Source organism: Streptomyces sp. NPDC048479, assembly GCF_040651435.1.
In the GTDB taxonomy this organism is placed as follows: domain Bacteria; phylum Actinomycetota; class Actinomycetes; order Streptomycetales; family Streptomycetaceae; genus Streptomyces.
On record NZ_JBEZKA010000022.1, the window covers coordinates 21,404 to 41,023 of the forward strand.

At 68.6% G+C, this 19,620-nt stretch carries 21 protein-coding genes; 8 read left to right on the top strand and 13 right to left on the bottom strand.

The features are described 5' to 3' along the window. Window positions 1-16 precede the first annotated feature (16 nt). A complete protein-coding gene (locus AB0D12_RS29250; protein WP_362689098.1) occupies window positions 17-811 on the bottom strand; it encodes a hypothetical protein in 795 nt (264 codons plus the stop codon). 298 nt (window positions 812-1,109) lie between these two features. Between AB0D12_RS29250 and AB0D12_RS29255 the strand changes: the two genes are divergently transcribed. From AB0D12_RS29255 to cseC, 5 genes are all read left to right on the top strand, one after another. Beyond that, window positions 1,110-2,024 (top strand): A/G-specific adenine glycosylase, encoded by a 915-nt coding sequence (locus AB0D12_RS29255; RefSeq protein ID WP_362689101.1) that lies wholly within the window; start codon window positions 1,110-1,112, stop codon window positions 2,022-2,024. Between the two features lie 205 nt (window positions 2,025-2,229). Continuing rightward, window positions 2,230-2,796, top strand: a complete 567-nt coding sequence (locus AB0D12_RS29260) for a SigE family RNA polymerase sigma factor (RefSeq protein WP_327325304.1) — start codon at window positions 2,230-2,232, stop codon at window positions 2,794-2,796. Further along, complete coding sequence (locus AB0D12_RS29265; RefSeq protein WP_362689105.1) at window positions 2,784-3,455, top strand: hypothetical protein; 672 nt, start codon at window positions 2,784-2,786, stop codon at window positions 3,453-3,455. Before AB0D12_RS29260 ends, AB0D12_RS29265 begins: the two co-directional genes overlap by 13 nt. Before the next feature lie 12 nt (window positions 3,456-3,467). Beyond that, window positions 3,468-4,172, top strand: coding sequence for a two-component system response regulator CseB (cseB, locus tag AB0D12_RS29270; RefSeq protein WP_362689108.1), 705 nt, complete (start codon window positions 3,468-3,470; stop codon window positions 4,170-4,172). Further along, window positions 4,169-5,497 (top strand): two-component system sensor histidine kinase CseC, encoded by a 1,329-nt coding sequence (cseC, locus tag AB0D12_RS29275; protein WP_362689111.1) that lies wholly within the window; start codon window positions 4,169-4,171, stop codon window positions 5,495-5,497. Before cseB ends, cseC begins: the two co-directional genes overlap by 4 nt. Window positions 5,498-5,542: 45 nt before the next feature. Here the strand turns inward: cseC and AB0D12_RS29280 are convergent, their stop codons facing one another. The 3 genes from AB0D12_RS29280 to AB0D12_RS29290 form a co-directional block, all read right to left on the bottom strand. Next, complete coding sequence (locus tag AB0D12_RS29280; protein WP_362689114.1) at window positions 5,543-5,989, bottom strand: VOC family protein; 447 nt, start codon at window positions 5,987-5,989, stop codon at window positions 5,543-5,545. Between the two features lie 68 nt (window positions 5,990-6,057). Next, entirely contained in the window at window positions 6,058-6,462 is a 405-nt protein-coding gene (locus AB0D12_RS29285; RefSeq protein ID WP_362689463.1) for a helix-turn-helix transcriptional regulator, read from the bottom strand. 226 nt (window positions 6,463-6,688) lie between these two features. Then, window positions 6,689-8,266 carry an MDR family MFS transporter gene (locus tag AB0D12_RS29290; RefSeq protein WP_362689117.1) on the bottom strand — a complete coding sequence of 526 codons (1,578 nt, stop codon included), beginning with the start codon at window positions 8,264-8,266 and terminating at the stop codon, window positions 6,689-6,691. Between the two features lie 105 nt (window positions 8,267-8,371). Here AB0D12_RS29290 and AB0D12_RS29295 point away from each other — a divergent pair, with 105 nt between their 5' ends. After that, window positions 8,372-8,932 carry a helix-turn-helix domain-containing protein gene (locus AB0D12_RS29295; protein WP_362689120.1) on the top strand — a complete coding sequence of 187 codons (561 nt, stop codon included), beginning with the start codon at window positions 8,372-8,374 and terminating at the stop codon, window positions 8,930-8,932. A 25-nt stretch (window positions 8,933-8,957) separates the two neighbouring features. On the opposite strand, the gene AB0D12_RS29300 is transcribed toward AB0D12_RS29295, so the two are convergent. Then, complete coding sequence (locus AB0D12_RS29300; RefSeq protein ID WP_362689123.1) at window positions 8,958-9,623, bottom strand: M23 family metallopeptidase; 666 nt, start codon at window positions 9,621-9,623, stop codon at window positions 8,958-8,960. Window positions 9,624-10,161: 538 nt separating this feature from the next. Between AB0D12_RS29300 and dacB the strand changes: the two genes are divergently transcribed. Then, a complete protein-coding gene (gene dacB, locus AB0D12_RS29305; protein ID WP_362689126.1) occupies window positions 10,162-11,760 on the top strand; it encodes a D-alanyl-D-alanine carboxypeptidase/D-alanyl-D-alanine-endopeptidase in 1,599 nt (532 codons plus the stop codon). Between the two features lie 91 nt (window positions 11,761-11,851). On the opposite strand, the gene AB0D12_RS29310 is transcribed toward dacB, so the two are convergent. Next, the gene (locus tag AB0D12_RS29310; RefSeq protein WP_362689129.1) at window positions 11,852-14,377 is read right to left on the bottom strand and encodes an ATP-dependent Clp protease ATP-binding subunit; all 2,526 of its coding nucleotides are present in this window, start codon (window positions 14,375-14,377) and stop codon (window positions 11,852-11,854) included. A 432-nt stretch (window positions 14,378-14,809) separates the two neighbouring features. On the opposite strand from AB0D12_RS29310, the gene AB0D12_RS29315 reads away from it, so the two are divergent. Beyond that, entirely contained in the window at window positions 14,810-15,388 is a 579-nt protein-coding gene (locus tag AB0D12_RS29315) for an SCO3374 family protein (protein ID WP_362689132.1), read from the top strand. Here the strand turns inward: AB0D12_RS29315 and AB0D12_RS29320 are convergent. From AB0D12_RS29320 to nadC, 7 genes are all read right to left on the bottom strand, one after another. After that, window positions 15,367-15,702 (bottom strand): Lsr2 family protein, encoded by a 336-nt coding sequence (locus AB0D12_RS29320; RefSeq protein WP_362689135.1) that lies wholly within the window; start codon window positions 15,700-15,702, stop codon window positions 15,367-15,369. The two genes, AB0D12_RS29315 and AB0D12_RS29320, sit on opposite strands and share 22 nt — an antisense overlap. 143 nt (window positions 15,703-15,845) lie before the next feature. Continuing rightward, window positions 15,846-16,367, bottom strand: a complete 522-nt coding sequence (locus AB0D12_RS29325; protein ID WP_362689138.1) for an amino-acid N-acetyltransferase — start codon at window positions 16,365-16,367, stop codon at window positions 15,846-15,848. A gap of 9 nt (window positions 16,368-16,376) precedes the next feature. Then, window positions 16,377-16,772 carry a BlaI/MecI/CopY family transcriptional regulator gene (locus AB0D12_RS29330; RefSeq protein WP_362689141.1) on the bottom strand — a complete coding sequence of 132 codons (396 nt, stop codon included), beginning with the start codon at window positions 16,770-16,772 and terminating at the stop codon, window positions 16,377-16,379. A 102-nt stretch (window positions 16,773-16,874) separates the two neighbouring features. Next, window positions 16,875-17,048 (bottom strand): hypothetical protein, encoded by a 174-nt coding sequence (locus tag AB0D12_RS29335; RefSeq protein WP_327325288.1) that lies wholly within the window; start codon window positions 17,046-17,048, stop codon window positions 16,875-16,877. Window positions 17,049-17,062: 14 nt separating this feature from the next. Then, window positions 17,063-17,686: a hypothetical protein gene (locus tag AB0D12_RS29340; protein WP_362689466.1), complete on the bottom strand. Its 624-nt coding sequence runs from the start codon at window positions 17,684-17,686 to the stop codon at window positions 17,063-17,065. 107 nt (window positions 17,687-17,793) lie between these two features. Continuing rightward, window positions 17,794-18,591, bottom strand: coding sequence for a type III pantothenate kinase (locus tag AB0D12_RS29345; RefSeq protein ID WP_108151068.1), 798 nt, complete (start codon window positions 18,589-18,591; stop codon window positions 17,794-17,796). Further along, a complete protein-coding gene (nadC, locus tag AB0D12_RS29350) occupies window positions 18,591-19,619 on the bottom strand; it encodes a carboxylating nicotinate-nucleotide diphosphorylase (RefSeq protein WP_362689145.1) in 1,029 nt (342 codons plus the stop codon). The genes AB0D12_RS29345 and nadC overlap by 1 nt, the downstream gene beginning before the upstream one ends. Window position 19,620: the final 1 nt, after the last annotated feature.

Below are 19,620 nucleotides of genomic sequence, written 5' to 3' on the forward strand. Positions count from 1 at the left end.
GGGGACCGGCCCCTGCTCAGTCCTTCTCCAGGCGGAACGACGCCGGCAGCACCGTCACGCCCGGGATCTCCGCCTCCAGCAGGTACGTACCGGGCGGGACGGCCCCCGCGGGCGGCGTGGCGCACTGCGGCGCGCTCCGCCTGCGGTCCCACTCCACGGTGTGCGTGATGCTCGCGCCCGCCGGGACCCTCAGCAGCAGACTCCCCGCCGTGCGCGGGCAGTCCTTGGAGGACCACACCTCGTCGTCCTTGTCGTCGGCGACTTTCAGCACCGCCGCCTTGGGCCCGAAGTCCGCCTTGCAGGTCGTCGCCGACGAGTTGGCGGCGACCAGCTGGAACGTGGGCTTCACCCCCGACTCGTACGAGACTTTGAGGCTGCGCAGCGTGAACTTCAGCGCGCCTGGAGCGCAGTCGGGGAGGCTCGAGCCTGCAGGGACCTGCTGACCGCCCGGGCCGCCGCTGGAGGCGCCGCCCGTTCCGGTGTCGCCGTTCTTGCCCGGGTCGGCGCTCGAGCCCGCGTCCGTACCGCCGGTCGCGCCACTGCCGGTGTCGCCACCGGTGTCGCCCGACTCGTCGCGCCCGCCCGGCTGTTCACTGATCGCGGGCCCGGACTGGGCGGGTCCGGGCGTGATGGAGGGCGCGGGAGTCGAGCCGTTGGCGCTGTCGTCGTGCTCGTTCCCCTTGCCGCCGCCGGAACTGAGGGCCCAGGCGATCAGCAGCGCGAGGAGCGCGATCAAAGACGCCGCGACTGCCCTCCGTCGCCAGTAGATGGAGGAGGGGAGCGGCCCGATCGGATTGCGCAGAGATCCCACGGCCCAAACTCTACGAGAGATCCGGGGCAACTCCCGCCCCACCCGCCGCCCGACTTGGCAAGTTCACGGATCATCATCACGGACGGATCGGCCCGCACCCCCAACTTTCGTCAAGGTGTGCTCCGGTCGATCGCTATGGGTGACCGTCCGCGCGCGACAGGTACGGTCCGTGACCATGGAACGCAGGTCCGTACGGGCTTCGTGGTCCGGTTCTGCGGACCGGCCGCGGCCGACAGGCAGCGGCCTCCCGGAGCGTATGCACCGTCCGATCGCCATGACGTGCCAGGATCGGAGTGCCATGACTGACACCACCACAGACCCCGCCATCGCCATGTCTGACGCGGCTTCCCTCCACGCCCCCGTCATCGCCTGGTTCGACAAGCACGCCCGCGATCTCCCCTGGCGCCGCCCCGAGGCCGGCGCCTGGGGTGTGATGGTCAGCGAGTTCATGCTCCAGCAGACCCCGGTCAGCCGGGTGCTCCCGGTGTACGAGCAGTGGCTGGCCCGCTGGCCGCGCCCCGCCGATCTCGCGGCCGAGGCGCCCGGCGAGGCCGTCCGCGCCTGGGGCCGGCTCGGCTATCCGCGGCGCGCGCTGCGGCTGCACGGGGCCGCGCAGGCGATAACGGAGCGGCACGGCGGCGATGTACCCAGCGACCATGGGCAGTTGCTCTCGCTGCCCGGCATCGGTGAGTACACGGCGGCCGCGGTGGCCTCCTTCGCGTACGGGCAGCGGCATGCCGTCCTCGACACCAATGTCCGGCGGGTCTTCGCCCGCGCCGCGACCGGCATCCAGTACCCGCCGACCGCGACGACAGCGGCCGAGCGCAAGCTGGCCCGCGCACTGCTCCCGGAGGAGGAGGCGACCGCGGCCCGCTGGGCGGCGGCCTCCATGGAGCTGGGCGCGCTGGTGTGCACCGCGAAGAACGAGGACTGCGCGCGCTGCCCGATCGCCGGACGGTGCGCCTGGCGGCTGGCCGGGAAACCCGCGTACGAAGGTCCGGCGCGCCGTGGCCAGACATACGCGGGCACCGACCGTCAGGTGCGCGGCAAGCTCCTCGCCGTACTGCGTGAGGCGGTGGTGCCGGTCGAACAGGCGGCGCTGGACGCGGTCTGGCACGAGCCGGTGCAGCGGGCGCGGGCGCTGGACGGACTGGTCGCCGACGGCCTCGTCGAGCCCCTGGAGGACGGTGTCTACCGCCTCCCTCTCGGCTGAACCCACGCCGGGCCGCACCCGGTCCGCACCCGGCTTCGATGCCGTTTCCCACCCGAACCACACCTGAAACATCCGCTGTTACACAACCGATGGACGGCCGTGCGCCCGCCGACGGCTGCTCCGCACAGTGCCGTGACAAGTCCTCCGTAGCTTCTTGGGACGTAGGGCAAGGGCAATGCTTGTCACGGGGACGGAGGCGGTTGGAATGGCGCACGGCGAGGTGCTCGAATTCGAAGAGTACGTACGCACTCGGCAGGAGGCGCTGCTGCGCAGCGCCCGGCGTCTCGTCCCCGACCCGATCGACGCGCAGGACCTGCTGCAGACCGCTCTGGTCCGTACGTACGGCCGCTGGGACGGCATCGCGGACAAGTCGCTCGCCGACGCGTACCTGCGCCGAGTGATGATCAATACGCGTACGGAGTGGTGGCGCGCCCGCAAGCTCGAGGAGGTCCCGACCGAGCAGCTGCCCGACGCGAGTGTCGAGGACGGAAGTGAGCAGCGCGCGGACCGCGCCCTGCTGATGGACATTCTGAAGGTGCTGGCGCCCAAGCAGCGCAGTGTCGTGGTACTGCGACACTGGGAGCAGATGAGCACGGAAGAGACTGCTGCCGCACTCGGTATGTCGGCCGGTACGGTGAAGAGCACGCTGCACCGGGCACTCGCCCGGCTCCGCCAGGAGCTGGAGAGCCGGGATCTGGATGCCCGTGCCCTTGAGCGTGCCGAAGGACGGCGTGAGCGTGACGAACGGGGGCAGGAGCGGTGCGCGGCCTGACAGTCAGAGGCGGCATCAGGACACGAGCGGCGAGCGGCGCGGCGGTGGCCGGGCTCGCCGCTGTCGGCCTGTTCACCGTCGCCTGCTCCACAGGGGGCGCCGGAGTGCAGGACGAGGGCGCGGCCCATGCCGATACGGCGGACAAGGCCACCCCCTCCCCGATCACGCCCTCCAGCAGCACCGCGCGGAAGTCCCAGAGCGTCAACGCGGTGAAGCTGATCATGAGTGACCCTAAGGTCAGCGAACGGGTCAAGGCCGATCTCAAACCGTGCGGCCGGGACTCGTACCCTGTGGACACCTCGTACGGGAACCTCACCGGCGGGACCTCGCCCGATGTCGTCGTCAATGTGCTGACGTGCGGCGACGCGGTCGGCATGGGCACGTACGTGTACCGCGAGAACGGCGACAAGTACGAGAATGTCTTTGCCGCCGAGGAGCCGGCGGTGTACTCCGCGATCGACCGGGGCGACCTGGTGGTGACCAAGCAGGTGTACACCAAGGGTGACCCCGCGACCGGGCCCTCCGGCGAGGAAGTGACCACCTGGCGCTGGTCGGGCGGCAAGTTCACCCAGCAGTACTGGGTACGCAACGATTTCAGCAAAGCGGTCGGTGCGGGCGAGCCCGCCGCACCGGACGCTGCCCCAACGAGCGAGAACTGAGGCACCAGCAGGATGGCCGAGACCCATGTCCTGTTCGTCGAGGACGACGACGTCATCCGTGAGGCGACCCAGCTCGCGCTGGAGCGTGACGGCTTTGTGGTCACCGCGATGCCCGACGGGCTGCTCGGCCTGGAGGCATTCCGCGCGAACCGGCCGGACATAGCGCTGCTCGATGTGATGGTGCCGGGTCTGGACGGGGTGAGCCTGTGCCGCCGTATCCGGGACGAGTCGACCGTGCCCGTGATCATGCTGTCGGCGCGTGCCGACTCGATCGATGTGGTGCTCGGCCTGGAGGCCGGCGCCGACGACTACGTGACGAAGCCCTTCGACGGCGCTGTTCTGGTGGCCCGTATCCGCGCGGTTCTGCGCCGCTTCGGGCACGCGGGCGGACCGGCGGGCGGCGAGTCCGACCCGGCCGGGCAGCAGGAGCAGGGCGCGCTGTCCTTCGGTGACCTGGAGATCGATACGGAGGGCATGGAGGTGCGCAAGGCCGGTGAGACGGTGGCCCTGACGCCGACCGAGATGCGGCTGCTGCTGGAGTTCTCCTCCACACCGGGCACCGTGCTCTCGCGCGACAAGCTGCTGGAGCGGGTCTGGGACTACGGCTGGGGCGGCGACACCCGGGTCGTGGACGTCCATGTCCAACGGCTGCGCACCAAGATCGGGCAGGACCGGATCGAAACGGTCCGCGGCTTCGGCTACAAGCTCAAGGCATGAAGCGGCTCGTACTGCGCACCGGCGTCCGCTGGAAGATCAGCATCGCGATCGCGGCCGTCGGCGCGCTGATCGCCCTGGCGCTGAGCCTTGTCGTGCACAACGCCGCGCGGGTCTCGATGCTGTCCAACGCGCGCGATGTCCAGATGGACCGGGTGCTCCTCGCGCAGCGCTGGTACGAGACGTCCAAGAACAAGGACCCGCGCTCGCGCTTCAACGCCAAGATCAACGACCCCTCGCTGCCCAGGGACCTGCAGAAGCTGATGCGCGAGAAGCGGCGCGGCAGCTATGTGGCAGAGAACCACGGCGGCACGCCCGACATCTGGGCGGCCGTGCCGCTGGCCAACGGCGACGTCCTCTCCCTGCACAGCCAGCTCGCCGGCCGCAGCGCCACTGTGATGAAGGACCTCGACCGGGCGCTGATCATCGGCTCGGTCTCGGTGGTGTTCGGCGGCTGCGCGCTCGGCGTGCTCATCGGCGGGCAGCTCTCGCGCCGACTGCGCAAGGCTGCCGCGGCCGCCGGCAATGTCGCTCAGGGCAATACCGAGGTTCGGGTACGGGACGCGATCGGCGGTGTCGTACGCGACGAGACCGACGACCTCGCCCGCGCCGTCGACGCGCTGACCGACGCGCTGAACGAGCGCATCGAGGCGGAGCGCCGCGTCACCGCGGATATCGCGCATGAGCTGCGCACTCCGGTGACCGGGCTGCTCACGGCGGCCGAGCTGCTGCCGCCGGGCCGTCCCAGTGAGCTCGTACGGGACCGGGCGCAGGCCATGCGCACGCTCGTCGAGGACGTACTGGAGGTGGCCAGGCTCGACAGCGCGTCGGAGCGGGCCGAGCTTCAGGAGATCGCGCTCGGAGAGTTCGTCAGCCGCCGGATCGCGCTGCTGAACCCCGATGTGGTGGTCCGGGTTGTGCACGAGTCGTGGGTCAGCACCGATCCGCGACGGCTCGAGCGGATCCTTTTCAATCTGCTGGCCAACGCCGCCAAGTACGGCGGGGCGCCGATCGAGGTGGCGGTCGAGGGCCGCGTGGTGCGGGTCCGGGACCACGGCCGCGGCTTCCCCGAGGAACTGCTGCGCGAGGGCCCGAGCCGCTTCCGTACGGGCGCCAGCGACCGCGCGGGCACCGGCCACGGCCTGGGTCTGACGATCGCGGCGGGCCAGGCCCGCGTCCTCGGCGCCCGGCTGACCTTCCGCAACGCCGCACCGGAAGGCACCGAGACGCCGCTGGGCCAGTCCGGCGGTGCGATCGCGGTGCTCTGGCTGCCCGAGCACGCCCCGACCAACACCGGCAGCTTCCCGATGATGCAGCTGCCGGACTAGACCGCTACTGGACCAGGCCACGCCGGGGACCAGACCACTGCTGGACTAGCAGGACCAGTCCTTGTCGAGGTCGAGCCCGCCCTCGCGCTGCTGGGTGAAGGAGTACCAGTTGCCCGAGTCGTCCCGCAGGATCGCCTCCGTGCCGTACGGACGCTCCTGCGGCGGCTGGAGGAACTCCACGCCGCGCGCCTTGAGCTTCTCGTAGTCCCCGTGGACGTCGTCGGTGGCCAGCACCCCGGCGCCCATGACCCCCTTGCTGATGAGCGTCTTCATCGCCTCGGCCGCCTCCGGGTCCATCGCCGGCGCGCCCGGCACCATCAGCGTCAGCTCCACATCCGGCTGGTCCTTGGCGCCGACAGTCAGCCAGCGCATACCGCCGTCGCCGAGGGTCATGTCGGTGCGGACCTCGAGGCCGAGCTTCTCGGTGTAGAACTCCTTCGCCCGGTCCTGGTCCAGGACCCAGACGGTGGAAATGGCAAGACCCTTGATCATGAGGTGCTCCTCGGAGTGCGGTTGCCCTGCGTGCCGTGCGTGCCCTGCCACCGTAGGCAGCGGCCCGGTCAGCAGGCTTCTTCAGAATTGCGCTGCTTGCCCCGGCTCTCCCCGCCGGACTGCGTCCCGGGAAAGCCGCCCGCCCACAGCAGGGCGTAGCACCCCGGTATGAGCGCGGCTCCTTGTCCCACATGCCTGGCGCGGTACTCGCTCGGGGTCAGCCCGGTCTGCTTTTTGAACCGGGTCGAGAAGGTGCCGAGGCTGCTGAAGCCGACCAGCGTGCAGATCTCGGTGACGGACAGATTCGCCGAACGCAGCAGCTCCTCGGCCCGCTCTATCCGTCTGCGCGACAGGTACTGGCCGGGCGTCCGCCCGTACACCGCTTTGAAGGCGCGTACGAAGTGGTAGCGCGAGTAACCGGCATGGGCGGCCACCGCGTCCAGGTCGAGCGGCTCGGCCCAGTCGCGGTCCATGGCGTCCTTGGCGAGGCGCAGCTGCCGCAGACGGGCGAGGCGCGCCGGCGCCGCAGTGGTGCTCTCCACACACCTGATGCTGGCACGCACCACTGACAACGGCCCCCGGTGTGCACAGTGGGTGTGCACACCGGGGGCCGTCGGCCGGGGAAGCAGTACGAATCGGAGGGTCGGACCGAGGGTCGAACCGCGAGGGGTCAGTGCGGTGCGGGTCGGACCGTGCGGGTCAGACGGACTCCGCCACCTTGTCCTTGGCAGCGCCGGAAGCGTCATCCGCGGGCGCCGGTCCCGCGCCGCGCAGCGGCACCTCCTTGACGAAGAAGGCCGCGAGGAAGCCGATCACCGCGACCGCCGCCCCCAGCAGGAAGGCCGCGTGCGTGCCGGACGCCACCGCTGACTCGTACGCCTCACGCACCTCGTCCGGCAGCTTCGCCAGGCTCGCGGCGTCCAGCTGCGCGGAGCGCGCGGTGATCTGCGATCCGCCCCGGGCCGCCATCTCGTCCTGGACCCGGCTGGTGAAGAGCGCGCCCATGATGGCGACACCGAAGGAGCTGCCGAGCGTACGGAAGAGGGTGGCTCCGGAGGACGCGACGCCCATGTCCTTCAGCTCGACGCTGTTCTGCGCGACCAGCATGGTGATCTGCATCAGGAAGCCCATGCCGGCGCCGAGCACCGCCATGTAGATCCCGGAGCTCAGCCGCGAGGTCTCGGTGTCCATGGTGGAGAGCAGGAACAGACCCGACATCATCAGCCCGGCGCCGATGATCGGGAAGATCCGGTACTTGCCGGTGCTGGTGGTGACCCGGCCCGCGATCATCGAGACGACGAGCATCGAGAGGAGCATCGGCAGCAGGAGCAGACCGGAGTTGGTCGCCGAAGCACCCTGCACGGACTGCTGGAACAGCGGCAGGAAGAGCACCGCGCCGAACATCACGAAGCCGGCCAGGAAGCCGATCACCGACATGAGAGTGAAGTTGCGGCTGCGGAAGATGTGCAGCGGAATGATCGGCTCGGCGACCTTGGTCTGGGAGAAGACAAAGCCGGTGAGCGCGGCCACGCCGATCGCGATCAGCTCCATGATCACGGCCGAGTCCCAGTCGTACTCCGTGCCGCCCCAGGTCGTGACCAGCACGATCGAGGTGATGCCCACGGTCAGCAGCCCGGCGCCCAGATAGTCGATCCGCGCGTCGGTCCGCTTCTTCGGCAGGTGGAGCACGGCAGTGACCATCGCGAGCGCGACGGCGCCCAGCGGCAGGTTGATGTAGAAGCTCCAGCGCCAGCCGAGGTGGTCGGTGATGGTTCCGCCGACCAGCGGACCGCCGATCATGGCGATGGCCATCACGGCGGCCATCATGCCCTGGTACTTGCCGCGCTCCCGCGGCGGTACGAGATCGCCGATGATCGCCATCACGCCGACCATCAGGCCGCCCGCGCCGAGTCCCTGGATGGCGCGGAAGCCGATCAGCTGCCCCATGTCCTGGGCCATGCCGCTCAGTACCGAGCCGATCAGGAAGATCACTATGGAGGTGAGGAAGATGCCCTTCCGCCCGTACATGTCGCCGAGCTTCCCCCAGATCGGGGTGGAGGCGGCGGTGGCCAGGGTGTACGCAGTCACCACCCAGGACAGATGCTCGAGCCCGCCGAGATCGCCGACAATGGTCGGCATCGCGGTTCCGACGATCATGTTGTCGAGCATGGCCAGCAGCATCGCGATCATGAGCGCGAGGATCACGACCCGCACACTGCGCGGCTGTGGCTGTGACTCAGCGCCCTGCTGTTTCTCGACGTTCGCTCTACCGGCCATCGTTCCCACTCCCCGACACTTACTTGCCGCCCGGCTAGTTGACTACACTGGGGAAGGTAGCCCCGTAACTAGCCGGGCGTCAAGTAAGTTTTCTCAGGAGTGCCCATGGCCAGAGGCAACACCCGTCAGCGCATCCAGGACGTGGCCCTGGAGCTCTTCGCCGAGCAGGGCTACGAGAAGACGTCGCTGCGCGAGATCGCCGAGACCCTCGAGGTCACCAAGGCGGCCCTGTACTACCACTTCAAGACCAAGGAAGACATCCTGATCAGCCTCTTCCAGGACCTCACCAGGCCGATGGACGAGCTGATCGAGTGGGCGCAGACACAGCCGCACACCCTGGAGACGAAGCAGGAGATCCTGCGCCGCTACAGCGAGGCCCTCGTCGGCGCGGCCCCGCTCTTCCGCTTCATGCAGGAGAACCAGGCGACGATGCGCGATCTGAGCATCGGCGAGACCTTCAAGGACCGCATGCTGGCGATGCTGGAGCTCATCAAGGACCCGGAGGCGGCCCTGTCCGACCAGGTCCGCTGCATCAGCGCGCTCTTCACGATGCACGCCGGAATGTTCGTACTCAAGGACGTCGAAGGCGACCCGGAGGACAAGCGCAAGGCCGTCCTCGAGGTCGCCATCGATCTGGTGAGCCAGGCTCACGGCGTCACAGGCTGACGCCGGGTACTACAGGTGCGGTGCGTCAGACGGTGACGCCCGCGGCACGCAGGAAGGCCACCGGGTTGACCGCGGAGCCGTAGTTCGGGGTCGTACGGATCTCGAAGTGCAGGTGCGGGCCGGACGAGTTGCCGGTGTTGCCGGACCGGGCGATGTCCTGGCCCGTCTTCACCGTCTGGCCGACGCCGACGTCGATCTTCGACAGGTGGGCGTACTGCGAGTACTGGCCGTTGGCGTGCTCGATCACTATGGCGTTGCCGTACGCGGAACCGTCGCCGCCGCCGTTCGGGCCGGCCTTCACGACAACACCGCCGTGGGCGGCCTTGACCTGGGTGCCGACCGGGACGGCGAAGTCCTGGCCGGAGTGCTTGTGCGACCACATGGCGCCGCCCTGGTTGAAGCTCGCGGACAGCGTGTAGCCGGTGACGGGCTTGACCCAGGCGACGGCCTTCTTGGCGGGCTTGGCCTTGACTGCCTTCGCCGCGGCGGCCTTCACGGCCTTCACCTGCGTGTTGGCCTGGGCGGCCACGGCAGTGGCGGGATTCGCGACTGCCGTCTTGCCCGCATCGGCGGAGGCGACACCCGCACCGGCTCCGACGACCATCACGGCGCCGATTCCGGCGGCCACGACGGCACCACGGGTACGGAGCACGGACGGGCGGAGACGGTGGTTGATGACGCGCTTCGACATACGGGGTGAACCTCCGGGCATGAACGGACCCGGCGCACTCGCACCGGGCTGGCCATCCCTTGGTAGCCGATACGTCCACTTCCACTCAAACCCCCCATCTACGACATTGCGTCGTAGCCATAGCGTCGCAAATCAGACTCTTGACACCTTCCGGGATGGATCAGGAACCCCGCCGTAGAGCGGTTGAAATATCCGCAGAGGAAGAGGTTTAACCCCATATAGGGACCTAGCGGGGCCGACATTAGCCCCGGATGGGCGCCGCTCCCCCACCTGCGCCCCAAAGGCCCCGCCGCACCCCGGACCGAAGACCCCCGACAAGGGTCGAGCAGTACTCCTATTCCGGCTAGTAGAGCCGGATGGGCATGTGTGCCTTGTCACGGGCCCGGAGCCGACCGGGGCCCGGGGATGTTGCCCACGACACACCAACACACAGGTCGCATATGCCCCATTCACCCCGAAATCGGCACCTGTAAGCCGGACTCACACGGCCGATCTGCGTCCTTCCCGCCCGCACAGCCCTCCGGGATGCTCCTGTGCCATGAGTAGACCCGTGATTCGCACTGACCGGCGCCTGAAGCGCCACGGCTGGATCTGGCCCGCTGTCATCGGGCTCGTCTGCACACTCACGTGGAGCGCGCCCGCCGGGGCGGACCCCTCCGACACCGGACTCAAGGGCGCCATCGACAGGATCCTCGCGGACACCCGTATGGACGGCGGAGCCGCGAGCGTGGTGATCGCCGACGCCGCCACCGGGGAGCGGCTCTACCAACGGGACGGCACCGACCGTCTGATGCCCGCCTCCAACACCAAACTCGCCACCTCCACCGCCGCCATGGCGCTGCTCGGCCCCGACCACCGCTTCCGTACCGACGTCCTGTCCACCGGCAGCCGCCACGGTTCCGTCCTCCGCGGCGACCTCTATCTGCGCGGCGGCGGCGACCCCACCACCCTCGCCAAGGACTACGACCAGCTCGCCGCCGATCTCGCCGCTTCGGGCATCACACGCGTCACCGGCCGCCTCGTCGCCGACGACACCCGCTTCGACACCCAGCGCCTGGGCCGTTCCTGGGCCGCCGACGACGAGTCCTCGTACTACTCCGCGCAGATCTCGCCGCTCACCGTCGCGCCGGACACCGACTACGACTCCGGCACGGTCGTCGTCGAGGCCACTCCCGGGGCCAAGCCCGGTGACAAGCCGCGTGTGAAGCTCACCCCGCCCACCGACTACATACGCCTCGACATCCGCGGAACCACTGTCCCCTCCGGGCAGAGCGACACCCTCACTGTCGAGCGGGAGCACGGCACCAACACCGTCACCGTCAGCGGGAACATCCCCGTCGGCGCGAGCGCCACCAAGGAGTGGGTGACCGTCTGGGAGCCGACCGGCTATGCCGCCGCCGTCTTCTCCGACGCGCTCGGCCGGCACGGCGTACGCGTCACCGGCAGCCCCCGCCTGGGCCGCCCCACCCCGCCCGGTGCCAAGCCCCTCGCCTCGCACAACTCCATGCCGCTCAAGGAGCTGATGCTCCCGTTCATGAAGCTCTCCAACAACATGCACGCCGAGACGCTGACCAAGACGATCGGCTACGAGACATCGGGCCGCGGCACCTGGGACGCCGGACTGGCGGCCATCAGCGGCTACTTGCAGAAGCAGGGCGTGAAGACCTCCACCGTCCGCCAGCTCGACGGCTCGGGCCTGACCCGGATGAACCTCTTTCCGGCCGAGCAGCTCGCCACGCTGCTGCTGTCCGTACGGGACGCCTCCTGGTACGCCGACTGGTACGCGTCCCTGCCGGTGGCCTGCAACCCGGACCGCGCCATGGGCGGCACCCTCCGCTCCCGGATGTGCGCAACGCCGGCGGCTCTCAACGCCCGTGGCAAGACAGGCTCCTTGACGGGTGCGTCAGCTCTCTCCGGTTACGTCACCGATGCGGGCGGGCGGGAGTTGGTCTACAGCGTCGTCCTCAACAACTACCTGGCCTCTTCGGTGAAGAGCATCGAGGACGCGATCGTCGTCACGCTCGCCTCGTCCGACACGGCACACGGCACCATCACCGCCGTACCTTCGAAGGCCGCGCGCAGCACCGAGCCTGCGACCGACCTCGAATGCTCCTGGCAGAAGCCGAAGTTCTGCTGAACGGCAGCCGGACGACCGGAAAATGGGGCTGCCCCGGACCGTACGAGTCGTACGGTCCGGGGCAGCCCCTCTGATCAGCTGCTCAGAACGCTTACGCGTCCTTCGACAGGTTCGGACCGGCTCCGCCGGCCGCCTGCTCGATCGGCGGAACGTCCGGCAGTGCCGACTTCTCCTCGCCGCGGAAGGTGAACTTCTTCTCCTCACCCTCGCCCTCGGTGTCCACGACCACGATGTGACCGGGGCGCAGCTCGCCGAAGAGGATCTTCTCCGACAGGATGTCCTCGATCTCGCGCTGGATCGTCCGGCGCAGCGGCCGGGCGCCCAGGACCGGGTCGTAGCCCTTCTTGGCGAGGAGCGACTTGGCCGTGGGGCTGAGCTCGAGGCCCATGTCACGGTCCTTCAGGCGCTCATCCACCTTGGCGATCATGAGGTCGACGATCTGGATGATGTCTTCCTCGGTGAGCTGGTGGAAGACCACCGTGTCGTCGACACGGTTCAGGAACTCAGGCCGGAAGTGCTGCTTCAGCTCTTCGTTGACCTTGACCTTCATCCGCTCGTAGTTCGACTTGACGTCGCCCTGAGCCGCGAAGCCCAGGTTGAAGCCCTTCGAGATGTCCCGGGTCCCGAGGTTGGTCGTCATGATGATGACCGTGTTCTTGAAGTCCACGACGCGGCCCTGGGAGTCGGTCAGACGACCGTCCTCCAGGATCTGCAGCAGGGAATTGAAGATATCGGGGTGGGCCTTCTCGACCTCGTCGAAGAGGACGACGGAGAACGGCTTCCGGCGCACCTTCTCGGTGAGCTGGCCGCCCTCTTCGTAACCCACATATCCGGGCGGGGAACCGAAGAGACGGGAAACCGTGTGCTTCTCGCTGAACTCCGACATGTCGAGGGAGATCAGCGCGTCCTCGTCGCCGAAGAGGAATTCGGCGAGCGTCTTGGACAGCTCGGTCTTACCGACACCGGACGGGCCGGCGAAGATGAACGAGCCACCGGGGCGCTTCGGGTCCTTCAGACCGGCTCGCGTACGGCGGATCGCCTGCGAAAGGGCCTTGATGGCGTCCTTCTGCCCGATGACGCGCTTGTGGAGCTCGTCCTCCATGCGAAGGAGCCGCGAGGACTCTTCCTCGGTGAGCTTGAAGACGGGAATGCCGGTGGCCGTCGCGAGGACCTCGGCGATCAGCTCGCCGTCGACCTCGGCGACGACGTCCATGTCGCCGGCCTTCCACTCCTTCTCCCGCTTGGCCTTCGCCGCCAGCAGCTGCTTCTCCTTGTCGCGGAGCGAAGCTGCCTTCTCGAAGTCCTGGGAGTCGATCGCCGACTCCTTGTCGCGGCGGACGCCCGCGATCTTCTCGTCGAACTCGCGGAGGTCCGGCGGCGCGGTCATCCGGCGGATGCGCATCCGGGATCCGGCCTCGTCGATCAGGTCGATCGCCTTGTCCGGCAGGAAGCGGTCCGAGATGTACCGGTCGGCCAGGGTGGCGGCCTGGACCAGCGCCTCGTCCGTGATGGAGACCCGGTGGTGCGCCTCGTAACGGTCGCGCAGACCCTTGAGGATCTCGATGGTGTGCGGCAGCGACGGCTCCGCGACCTGGATGGGCTGGAAACGGCGCTCGAGGGCCGCGTCCTTCTCCAGGTGCTTGCGGTACTCGTCGAGCGTCGTCGCACCGATGGTCTGCAGCTCGCCACGGGCCAGCATCGGCTTGAGGATGCTGGCGGCGTCGATCGCGCCCTCGGCGGCGCCCGCACCCACCAGGGTGTGGAGCTCGTCGATGAACAGGATGATGTCGCCGCGGGTGCGGATCTCCTTGAGCACCTTCTTCAGGCGCTCCTCGAAGTCACCGCGGTAGCGGGAGCCGGCGACCAGCGCACCGAGGTCGAGGGTGTAGAGGTGCTTGTCCTTGAGGGTCTCGGGCACCTCGCCCTTGACGATGGCCTGCGCCAGGCCTTCGACGACCGCCGTCTTGCCGACGCCGGGCTCGCCGATGAGGACCGGGTTGTTCTTCGTACGGCGGGACAGCACCTGCATGACCCGCTCGATCTCCTTCTCGCGCCCGATGACCGGGTCGAGCTTGGACTCACGAGCGGCCTGGGTGAGATTCCGGCCGAACTGGTCCAGGACGAGCGAGGTCGAGGGGGTGCCCTCGGCCGGGCCGCCTGCAGTGGCGGCTTCCTTGCCCTGGTAACCGGAGAGCAGCTGGATGACCTGCTGCCGCACCCGGTTGAGATCGGCGCCCAGCTTCACGAGGACCTGGGCGGCGACGCCCTCGCCCTCGCGGATCAGGCCGAGCAGGATGTGCTCGGTGCCGATGTAATTGTGGCCGAGCTGGAGGGCCTCGCGGAGCGACAGCTCCAGGACCTTCTTGGCACGAGGGGTGAAGGGGATGTGCCCGGACGGAGCCTGCTGGCCCTGCCCGATGATTTCCTCCACCTGCTGGCGGACCGCCTCGAGCGAAATCCCGAGGCTCTCCAGGGCCTTAGCGGCGACACCCTCACCCTCGTGGATAAGGCCCAGGAGGATGTGCTCGGTGCCGATGTAGTTGTGGTTGAGCATCCGGGCTTCTTCCTGAGCCAGGACGACAACCCGCCGCGCGCGGTCGGTGAACCTCTCGAACATCGTTAATCGCTCCTCAGAGCGGTCAGGCAGTAAGGGGTCGGTCCCCTCCCTGTCCTTCCGCAGCTTAGTCCCGCAAGCGGGGACCGCTCATTCCAACTGCCGACACCCGTCTGTGGCCTCCTGACCGCTGAACGCCGACAACTGCTCCAACCCGATGGTGCGAGACGATGTTCCCGCAGGCCAGGCAGTTACCCTCGCCATCGCTACGCCGATGGCGAACGCAAGGCGGCCAAACAGGCGTGTCGCCCCTCCCCACTAGGAATGTCTTACCCGTAAGGACTGACAGTCCATGCAGCGCGCACCGGTTCCCTCAGCTACGGGCGAACAACCTTGCGCCCTCGAATGGGCTTGTAGGCCCCCAACTCGGACACCGCGTGCAATCATTCGTCGACTCTGCGTAACTCTCGAGCCGCCTCAGGAGTTCCGGGGGGTATGGCCTTCACCGTTCCGCTCCCCCGTGCGCCCTTCGACGGCGGCACCGCGCAGTGGTACGAGAACGAACTCGGCTGGGCCGTGGCGGACTGCGATCCGGTGCAGCTGCTCACCGGTCTGCGCTTCGACGTACTGGAGCTGCCGGCGGACGCAGGCGCGGCTGTGCTGCGCCGAACGGGGCCTTTCGGGCCTGTGGCCCTCATGGGGCAGCGAATGCGGCTTCTGGTGGCCGTAGGGAGCGCGGACGAGCTGCCTGGGCTGCTCGACTGGCTGGAGTGGGGCGGGATCGCTCTCGATCTGACCGCCATCGGCGCGGGCGGACGGATGACCGCCCCGCCGCCGCCCGGACGGTCCGGCTCGCGGGAGGCCGCCGTATGGCTGCGGCCCCCCGTGCCGGGACGCGAGGTGGAACCGACGTTGCCGGCGCTTGCCCCATTCGGGCGCAGCGCCGGTTCCGGTGGGGGAATCAGCCCCGATCTCGTACGACTCGTGGACACAGCGGCGACCGAGTGCCACCGCGCCCGTTTGCTGCGTACGAATACGCCGCAAACAAATACTCAGCCGTTGGCCTTCTCGTAAGCCTCGCGCACCGTGGCCGGGACGCGGCCGCGGTCGTTGACCTCGAAGCCGTTCGCCTTGGCCCAGGCGCGGATTTCGGCGGTGTCCTTGTTGCCACCGGCCGCGGCGCGGCCCTTGCCCCGACCGGCCGCAGCACGGCCACCGGTACGCCGGCCACTCTTTGCGTACGGCTCGAGCAGACCACGGAGCTTGTCCGCATTGGCGGTGGTGAGGTCGATCTCGTAGGTCTTGCCGTCCAGAGCGAACGTCACGGTCTCGTCCGCCTCGCCACCGTCGAGGTCATCGACAAGAAGGACCTGAACCTTCTGTGCCACCGGATTTCCTTTCATCGAAAATGCAGTACGCGGAAAGGAAACCGCTTTTCCCTGGAAAACACAAACCCTTGGCAGAGGTTCAGAACCTCAAGAACGCGGGAAACGTGCGCGATTCGGACATAGGGATCCGCCTCTTGTGGTGATCACAGGTGCAGAAGCATCCGGCTGTTGCCCAAGGTGTTCGGCTTCACTCGTTCGAGCCCGAGGAACTCGGCGACACCCTCGTCATAGGAACGCAGCAGCTCGCTGTAGACATCTCCGTCGACCGGCGTCTCACCGATCTCCACGAAGCCGTGCTTCCCGAAGAAGTCGACTTCGAAGGTGAGACAGAAAACCTTGCGCACTCCGAGCCGGCGGGCGGTCTGCAACAGCTTGTCGAGCACGTGATGACCGATGCCGGTGCCCTTGAACACGGGATCCACCGCAAGAGTGCGTACTTCGGCGAGGTCTTCCCAGATGACATGCAGTGCACCGCAGCCGACCACCTGGGCATCCTCGTCGCGTTCCGCGACCCAGAACTCCTGGATGGCTTCGTAAAGCGTCACCGTCGCTTTGTCGAGCAGGATGCCTTCACTCACGTACGGGTCGACGAGTCGGCGGACCGACGGCACATCGCTGGTCCTGGCCCGCCGGACGGTGATGGCATTTGCTGCGGCATAAGGCATGGCCCGACGCTATCGCCCCGGCGCGGTCCCACCCTCGGCGGCCTCGTCGCCCTGAACGATGCGGACGGCGGCTTGGAGGGCTTCACGCTGCTCGGGCGACATCATGCCGAAGAAGGCGACAAGTGCGGCCGCGGGGTTGTCGCTCTTGGACCACGCTTCGTTCATGAGTGCGGCCGAGTAGGCGGCGCGGGTGGAGACCGCCGTATATCGATAGGCGCGGCCTTCGACTTCCCTGCGCACCCAGCCCTTCTGATGGAGATTGTCCATTACCGTCATGACGGTGGTGTAGGCGATGGACCGTTCCTGCTGAAGGTCTTCGAGGACTTCCCGGACCGTGACCGGCCGGTTCCATTGCCAGACGCGTGTCATGACGGCGTCTTCCAGCTCTCCCAATTGGCGGGGCACAGCGCCACCATAGTCGGAGATGTCGGAATGGCTGGTTATTGACGTAACAAAAAGGACGTACGGGCATAAAACGTCCGTACGTCCTCGATGCTGAGGAACGCGTCAGTCGCCGCGGACGACCTGCTGTGTGGCCTCCGCGCGAGCGACCGCGGCGTCCACGATCGCGTCCTCCTTGGCCTTGTTCGGGCCGCCCTGGCTCTTGACGATCGTCACGACCAAGAAGGTGAAGAAGGCAGCCATCACCACGGGGGGCAGGAGCGCGGATACGTAGTCCATGGCTCCCAGAGTAGCTATCCGGCGGCCAGCTGTTCCGGTGGGGGCACGGGCTTGCGGCGCGGCGGGAAGGCCTCAGAAGGCTTCGGGACCGGGCGCTCGGTGGGCACCGGCGCCTTGGGCTGGGGTTTCTCCTGCGGTTTCTGCTGGGGCTTCTGCTGCGGCTTCTGCTGCGGCTTCGGCTCGTCAGCGGCGGCGCGGCCGCCGGGGAGTGCGAGCAGGCGGGTGCGCTGGCCCGCGGCGACGGCTGCGGGCACCGCCTCGACCCGACGGCCCGCCAGCCGGGCCCGTACCGACGCTTCGGCGAGCGTCTGGCAGCGGTGCAGCACGGCGGCACCGGCCGCAGTACCGCGCAGGGTGCGCAGCGCGGCCAGATCCTCCGGGCGGGGGTCGTACCCGGCAGCCAGGGCGTCCTGGAGCAGCTCCAGATAGCCGGCGGCGGAGCCCGGGAGCGCTTCGCGGTAGCGGGCGAGATCGGCATGGAGGAACGCTCGCAGCCGGCCGGCCTCGCGGACCGCCTCGTCCAGGGAATCGGCCAGACGCAGACAGTCCTGGATGTCCTCGTCGGCGAGAGGGGCAGGGTGGAGGGCGACGGCGAGGGCACGTCGGAGCACACGCAGCTCGTCTGCGCCGAACGCCATTCCGCCGCGGGATCCGTATGGCGTGGGCATGGGCCGACGATACGTGCCAAAGGGACAAAATCTGGTTAATGCGATGAGTTCCGGCGCGGCGGAATACCGCGCCGGGCTCACATACGGGAGACGTTCCGCTCGTAGACCAGACGCAGGCCGATCAGGGTCAGCCACGGCTCGTGCTCGTCTATCGCCGAGGACTCGCCGAGCACCATCGGGGCCAGACCACCGGTCGCGATCACGGTGACCTCGTCCGGGTCGTCGGCGAGCTCGACCTTCATACGCGCGACAACGCCGTCGACCTGGCCCGCGAAGCCGTACACGATGCCGGACTGCATGGCCTCGACGGTGTTCTTGCCGATGACACTGCGCGGACGGGCCAGCTCGATCTTGCGGAGCTGGGCGCCCTTGACACCGAGCGCCTCGACAGAGATCTCGATGCCGGGCGCGATCACACCGCCCGCGTACTCGCCGCGCGCGCTGACCGCGTCGAAGGTCGTCGCCGTACCGAAGTCGACGACGATCGCCGGGCCGCCGTAGAGATCGACGGCGGCGACCGCGTTGATGATGCGGTCCGCGCCCACCTCCTTGGGGTTGTCCATCAGGATCGGCACGCCGGTCTTGATGCCGGGCTCGACGAGGACGGCCGGGACGTCGCCGTAGTAGCGGCGGGTCACCTCGCGCAGCTCGTGCAGGACGGAGGGGACGGTGGAGCAGATCGCGATGCCCTCGATGCCGTCGCCCAGCTCGTCGCCGAGCAACGGGTGCATGCCCATCAGGCCCTGCAGCAGGACGGCGAGTTCGTCGGCGGTGCGGCGGGCGTCGGTGGAGATGCGCCAGTGCTCGACGATCTCCTCACCGTCGAACAGGCCGAGGACGGTGTGGGTGTTGCCGACGTCGATGGTGAGCAGCATCAGAGGCCTGCCTCGCGCAGGTCGAGGCCGATGTCGAGGATCGGGGAGGAGTGCGTCAGCGCGCCCACCGCGAGGTAGTCGACGCCCGTCTCGGCGTAGGCGCGGGCGTTCTCGAGGGTCAGGCGGCCGGAGGACTCGAGGGCGGCGCGGCTCGCGACGAGCGCGACGGCCTCCTCGGTCTCGGCCGGGGTGAAGTTGTCCAGCAGGATCAGGTCCGCGCCCGCGTCGATGACTTCGCGGACCTGGTGCATGGTGTCCACCTCGACCTCGATCGCGAGGTCCGGGAACTGCTCCCGTACGGCCTTGAAGGCCTGCGCGACGCCGCCCGCCGCCACCACGTGGTTGTCCTTGACGAGCGCGGCGTCGGACAGCGACATGCGGTGGTTGACGCCGCCGCCGCAGCGCACCGCGTACTTCTCCAGCGCGCGCAGGCCCGGGGTGGTCTTGCGGGTGTCGCGGACCCTGGCCTTGGTGCCTTCGAGCAGGTCGGCCCAGGCGCGGGTCGCGGTCGCGATACCGGAGAGGCGGCACAGCAGGTTGAGCGCGCTGCGCTCGCCGGTGAGCAGGTCACGGGTGTTGGTGGTGACGGACAGCAGCTTCTGGCCGGCCTCGACGCGGTCACCGTCCTCGACGTGCCGCTCGACCTCGAACTCGTCGGTGCAGACGATGGACAGGATGGCCTCGGCGATCTGCAGCCCGGCGACCGTGCCCGCCTCACGGGCGGTGAAGTCGCCGGTGGCGACAGCGTCCTCGGGGACGGTCGCCACGGTCGTCACGTCCACGCCGCCGTCGAGGTCCTCGCTGATGGCGAGATGGGCGATGTCCTCGACCTGTACGGGGTCGAGGCCCGCGTCGAGCAGAAGCTGGGCGAGGCCGGGGTCGAGGCCGCACTCCAGCTCGTCGTACCCCTCCTCGCCGGCCGAGCAGCCGCAGGCGTCTCCGCAGCCGCCCGTCGAGGCCGCTGCGGGTGCGCCGATCTGGATCAGCGGTACGTCCACGGGACGCGGACGTTCTTCGGGCGTGCTCACG

Coding starts and splice junctions, on each gene's coding strand:
- AB0D12_RS29315 (WP_362689132.1), top strand. CDS start 14,810: ATGGCCTTCACCGTTCCGCTCCCCCGTGCGCCCTTCGACGGCGGCACC.
- AB0D12_RS29255 (WP_362689101.1), top strand. CDS start 1,110: ATGACTGACACCACCACAGACCCCGCCATCGCCATGTCTGACGCGGCT.
- AB0D12_RS29260 (WP_327325304.1), top strand. CDS start 2,230: ATGGCGCACGGCGAGGTGCTCGAATTCGAAGAGTACGTACGCACTCGG.
- AB0D12_RS29335 (WP_327325288.1), bottom strand. CDS start 17,048: ATGGACTACGTATCCGCGCTCCTGCCCCCCGTGGTGATGGCTGCCTTC.
- AB0D12_RS29280 (WP_362689114.1), bottom strand. CDS start 5,989: ATGATCAAGGGTCTTGCCATTTCCACCGTCTGGGTCCTGGACCAGGAC.
- AB0D12_RS29295 (WP_362689120.1), top strand. CDS start 8,372: ATGGCCAGAGGCAACACCCGTCAGCGCATCCAGGACGTGGCCCTGGAG.
- AB0D12_RS29285 (WP_362689463.1), bottom strand. CDS start 6,462: ATGGACCGCGACTGGGCCGAGCCGCTCGACCTGGACGCGGTGGCCGCC.
- AB0D12_RS29290 (WP_362689117.1), bottom strand. CDS start 8,266: ATGGCCGGTAGAGCGAACGTCGAGAAACAGCAGGGCGCTGAGTCACAG.
- AB0D12_RS29340 (WP_362689466.1), bottom strand. CDS start 17,686: ATGGCGTTCGGCGCAGACGAGCTGCGTGTGCTCCGACGTGCCCTCGCC.
- dacB (WP_362689126.1), top strand. CDS start 10,162: ATGAGTAGACCCGTGATTCGCACTGACCGGCGCCTGAAGCGCCACGGC.
- AB0D12_RS29300 (WP_362689123.1), bottom strand. CDS start 9,623: ATGTCGAAGCGCGTCATCAACCACCGTCTCCGCCCGTCCGTGCTCCGT.
- AB0D12_RS29325 (WP_362689138.1), bottom strand. CDS start 16,367: ATGCCTTATGCCGCAGCAAATGCCATCACCGTCCGGCGGGCCAGGACC.
- AB0D12_RS29310 (WP_362689129.1), bottom strand. CDS start 14,377: ATGTTCGAGAGGTTCACCGACCGCGCGCGGCGGGTTGTCGTCCTGGCT.
- AB0D12_RS29345 (WP_108151068.1), bottom strand. CDS start 18,591: ATGCTGCTCACCATCGACGTCGGCAACACCCACACCGTCCTCGGCCTG.
- cseB (WP_362689108.1), top strand. CDS start 3,468: ATGGCCGAGACCCATGTCCTGTTCGTCGAGGACGACGACGTCATCCGT.
- cseC (WP_362689111.1), top strand. CDS start 4,169: ATGAAGCGGCTCGTACTGCGCACCGGCGTCCGCTGGAAGATCAGCATC.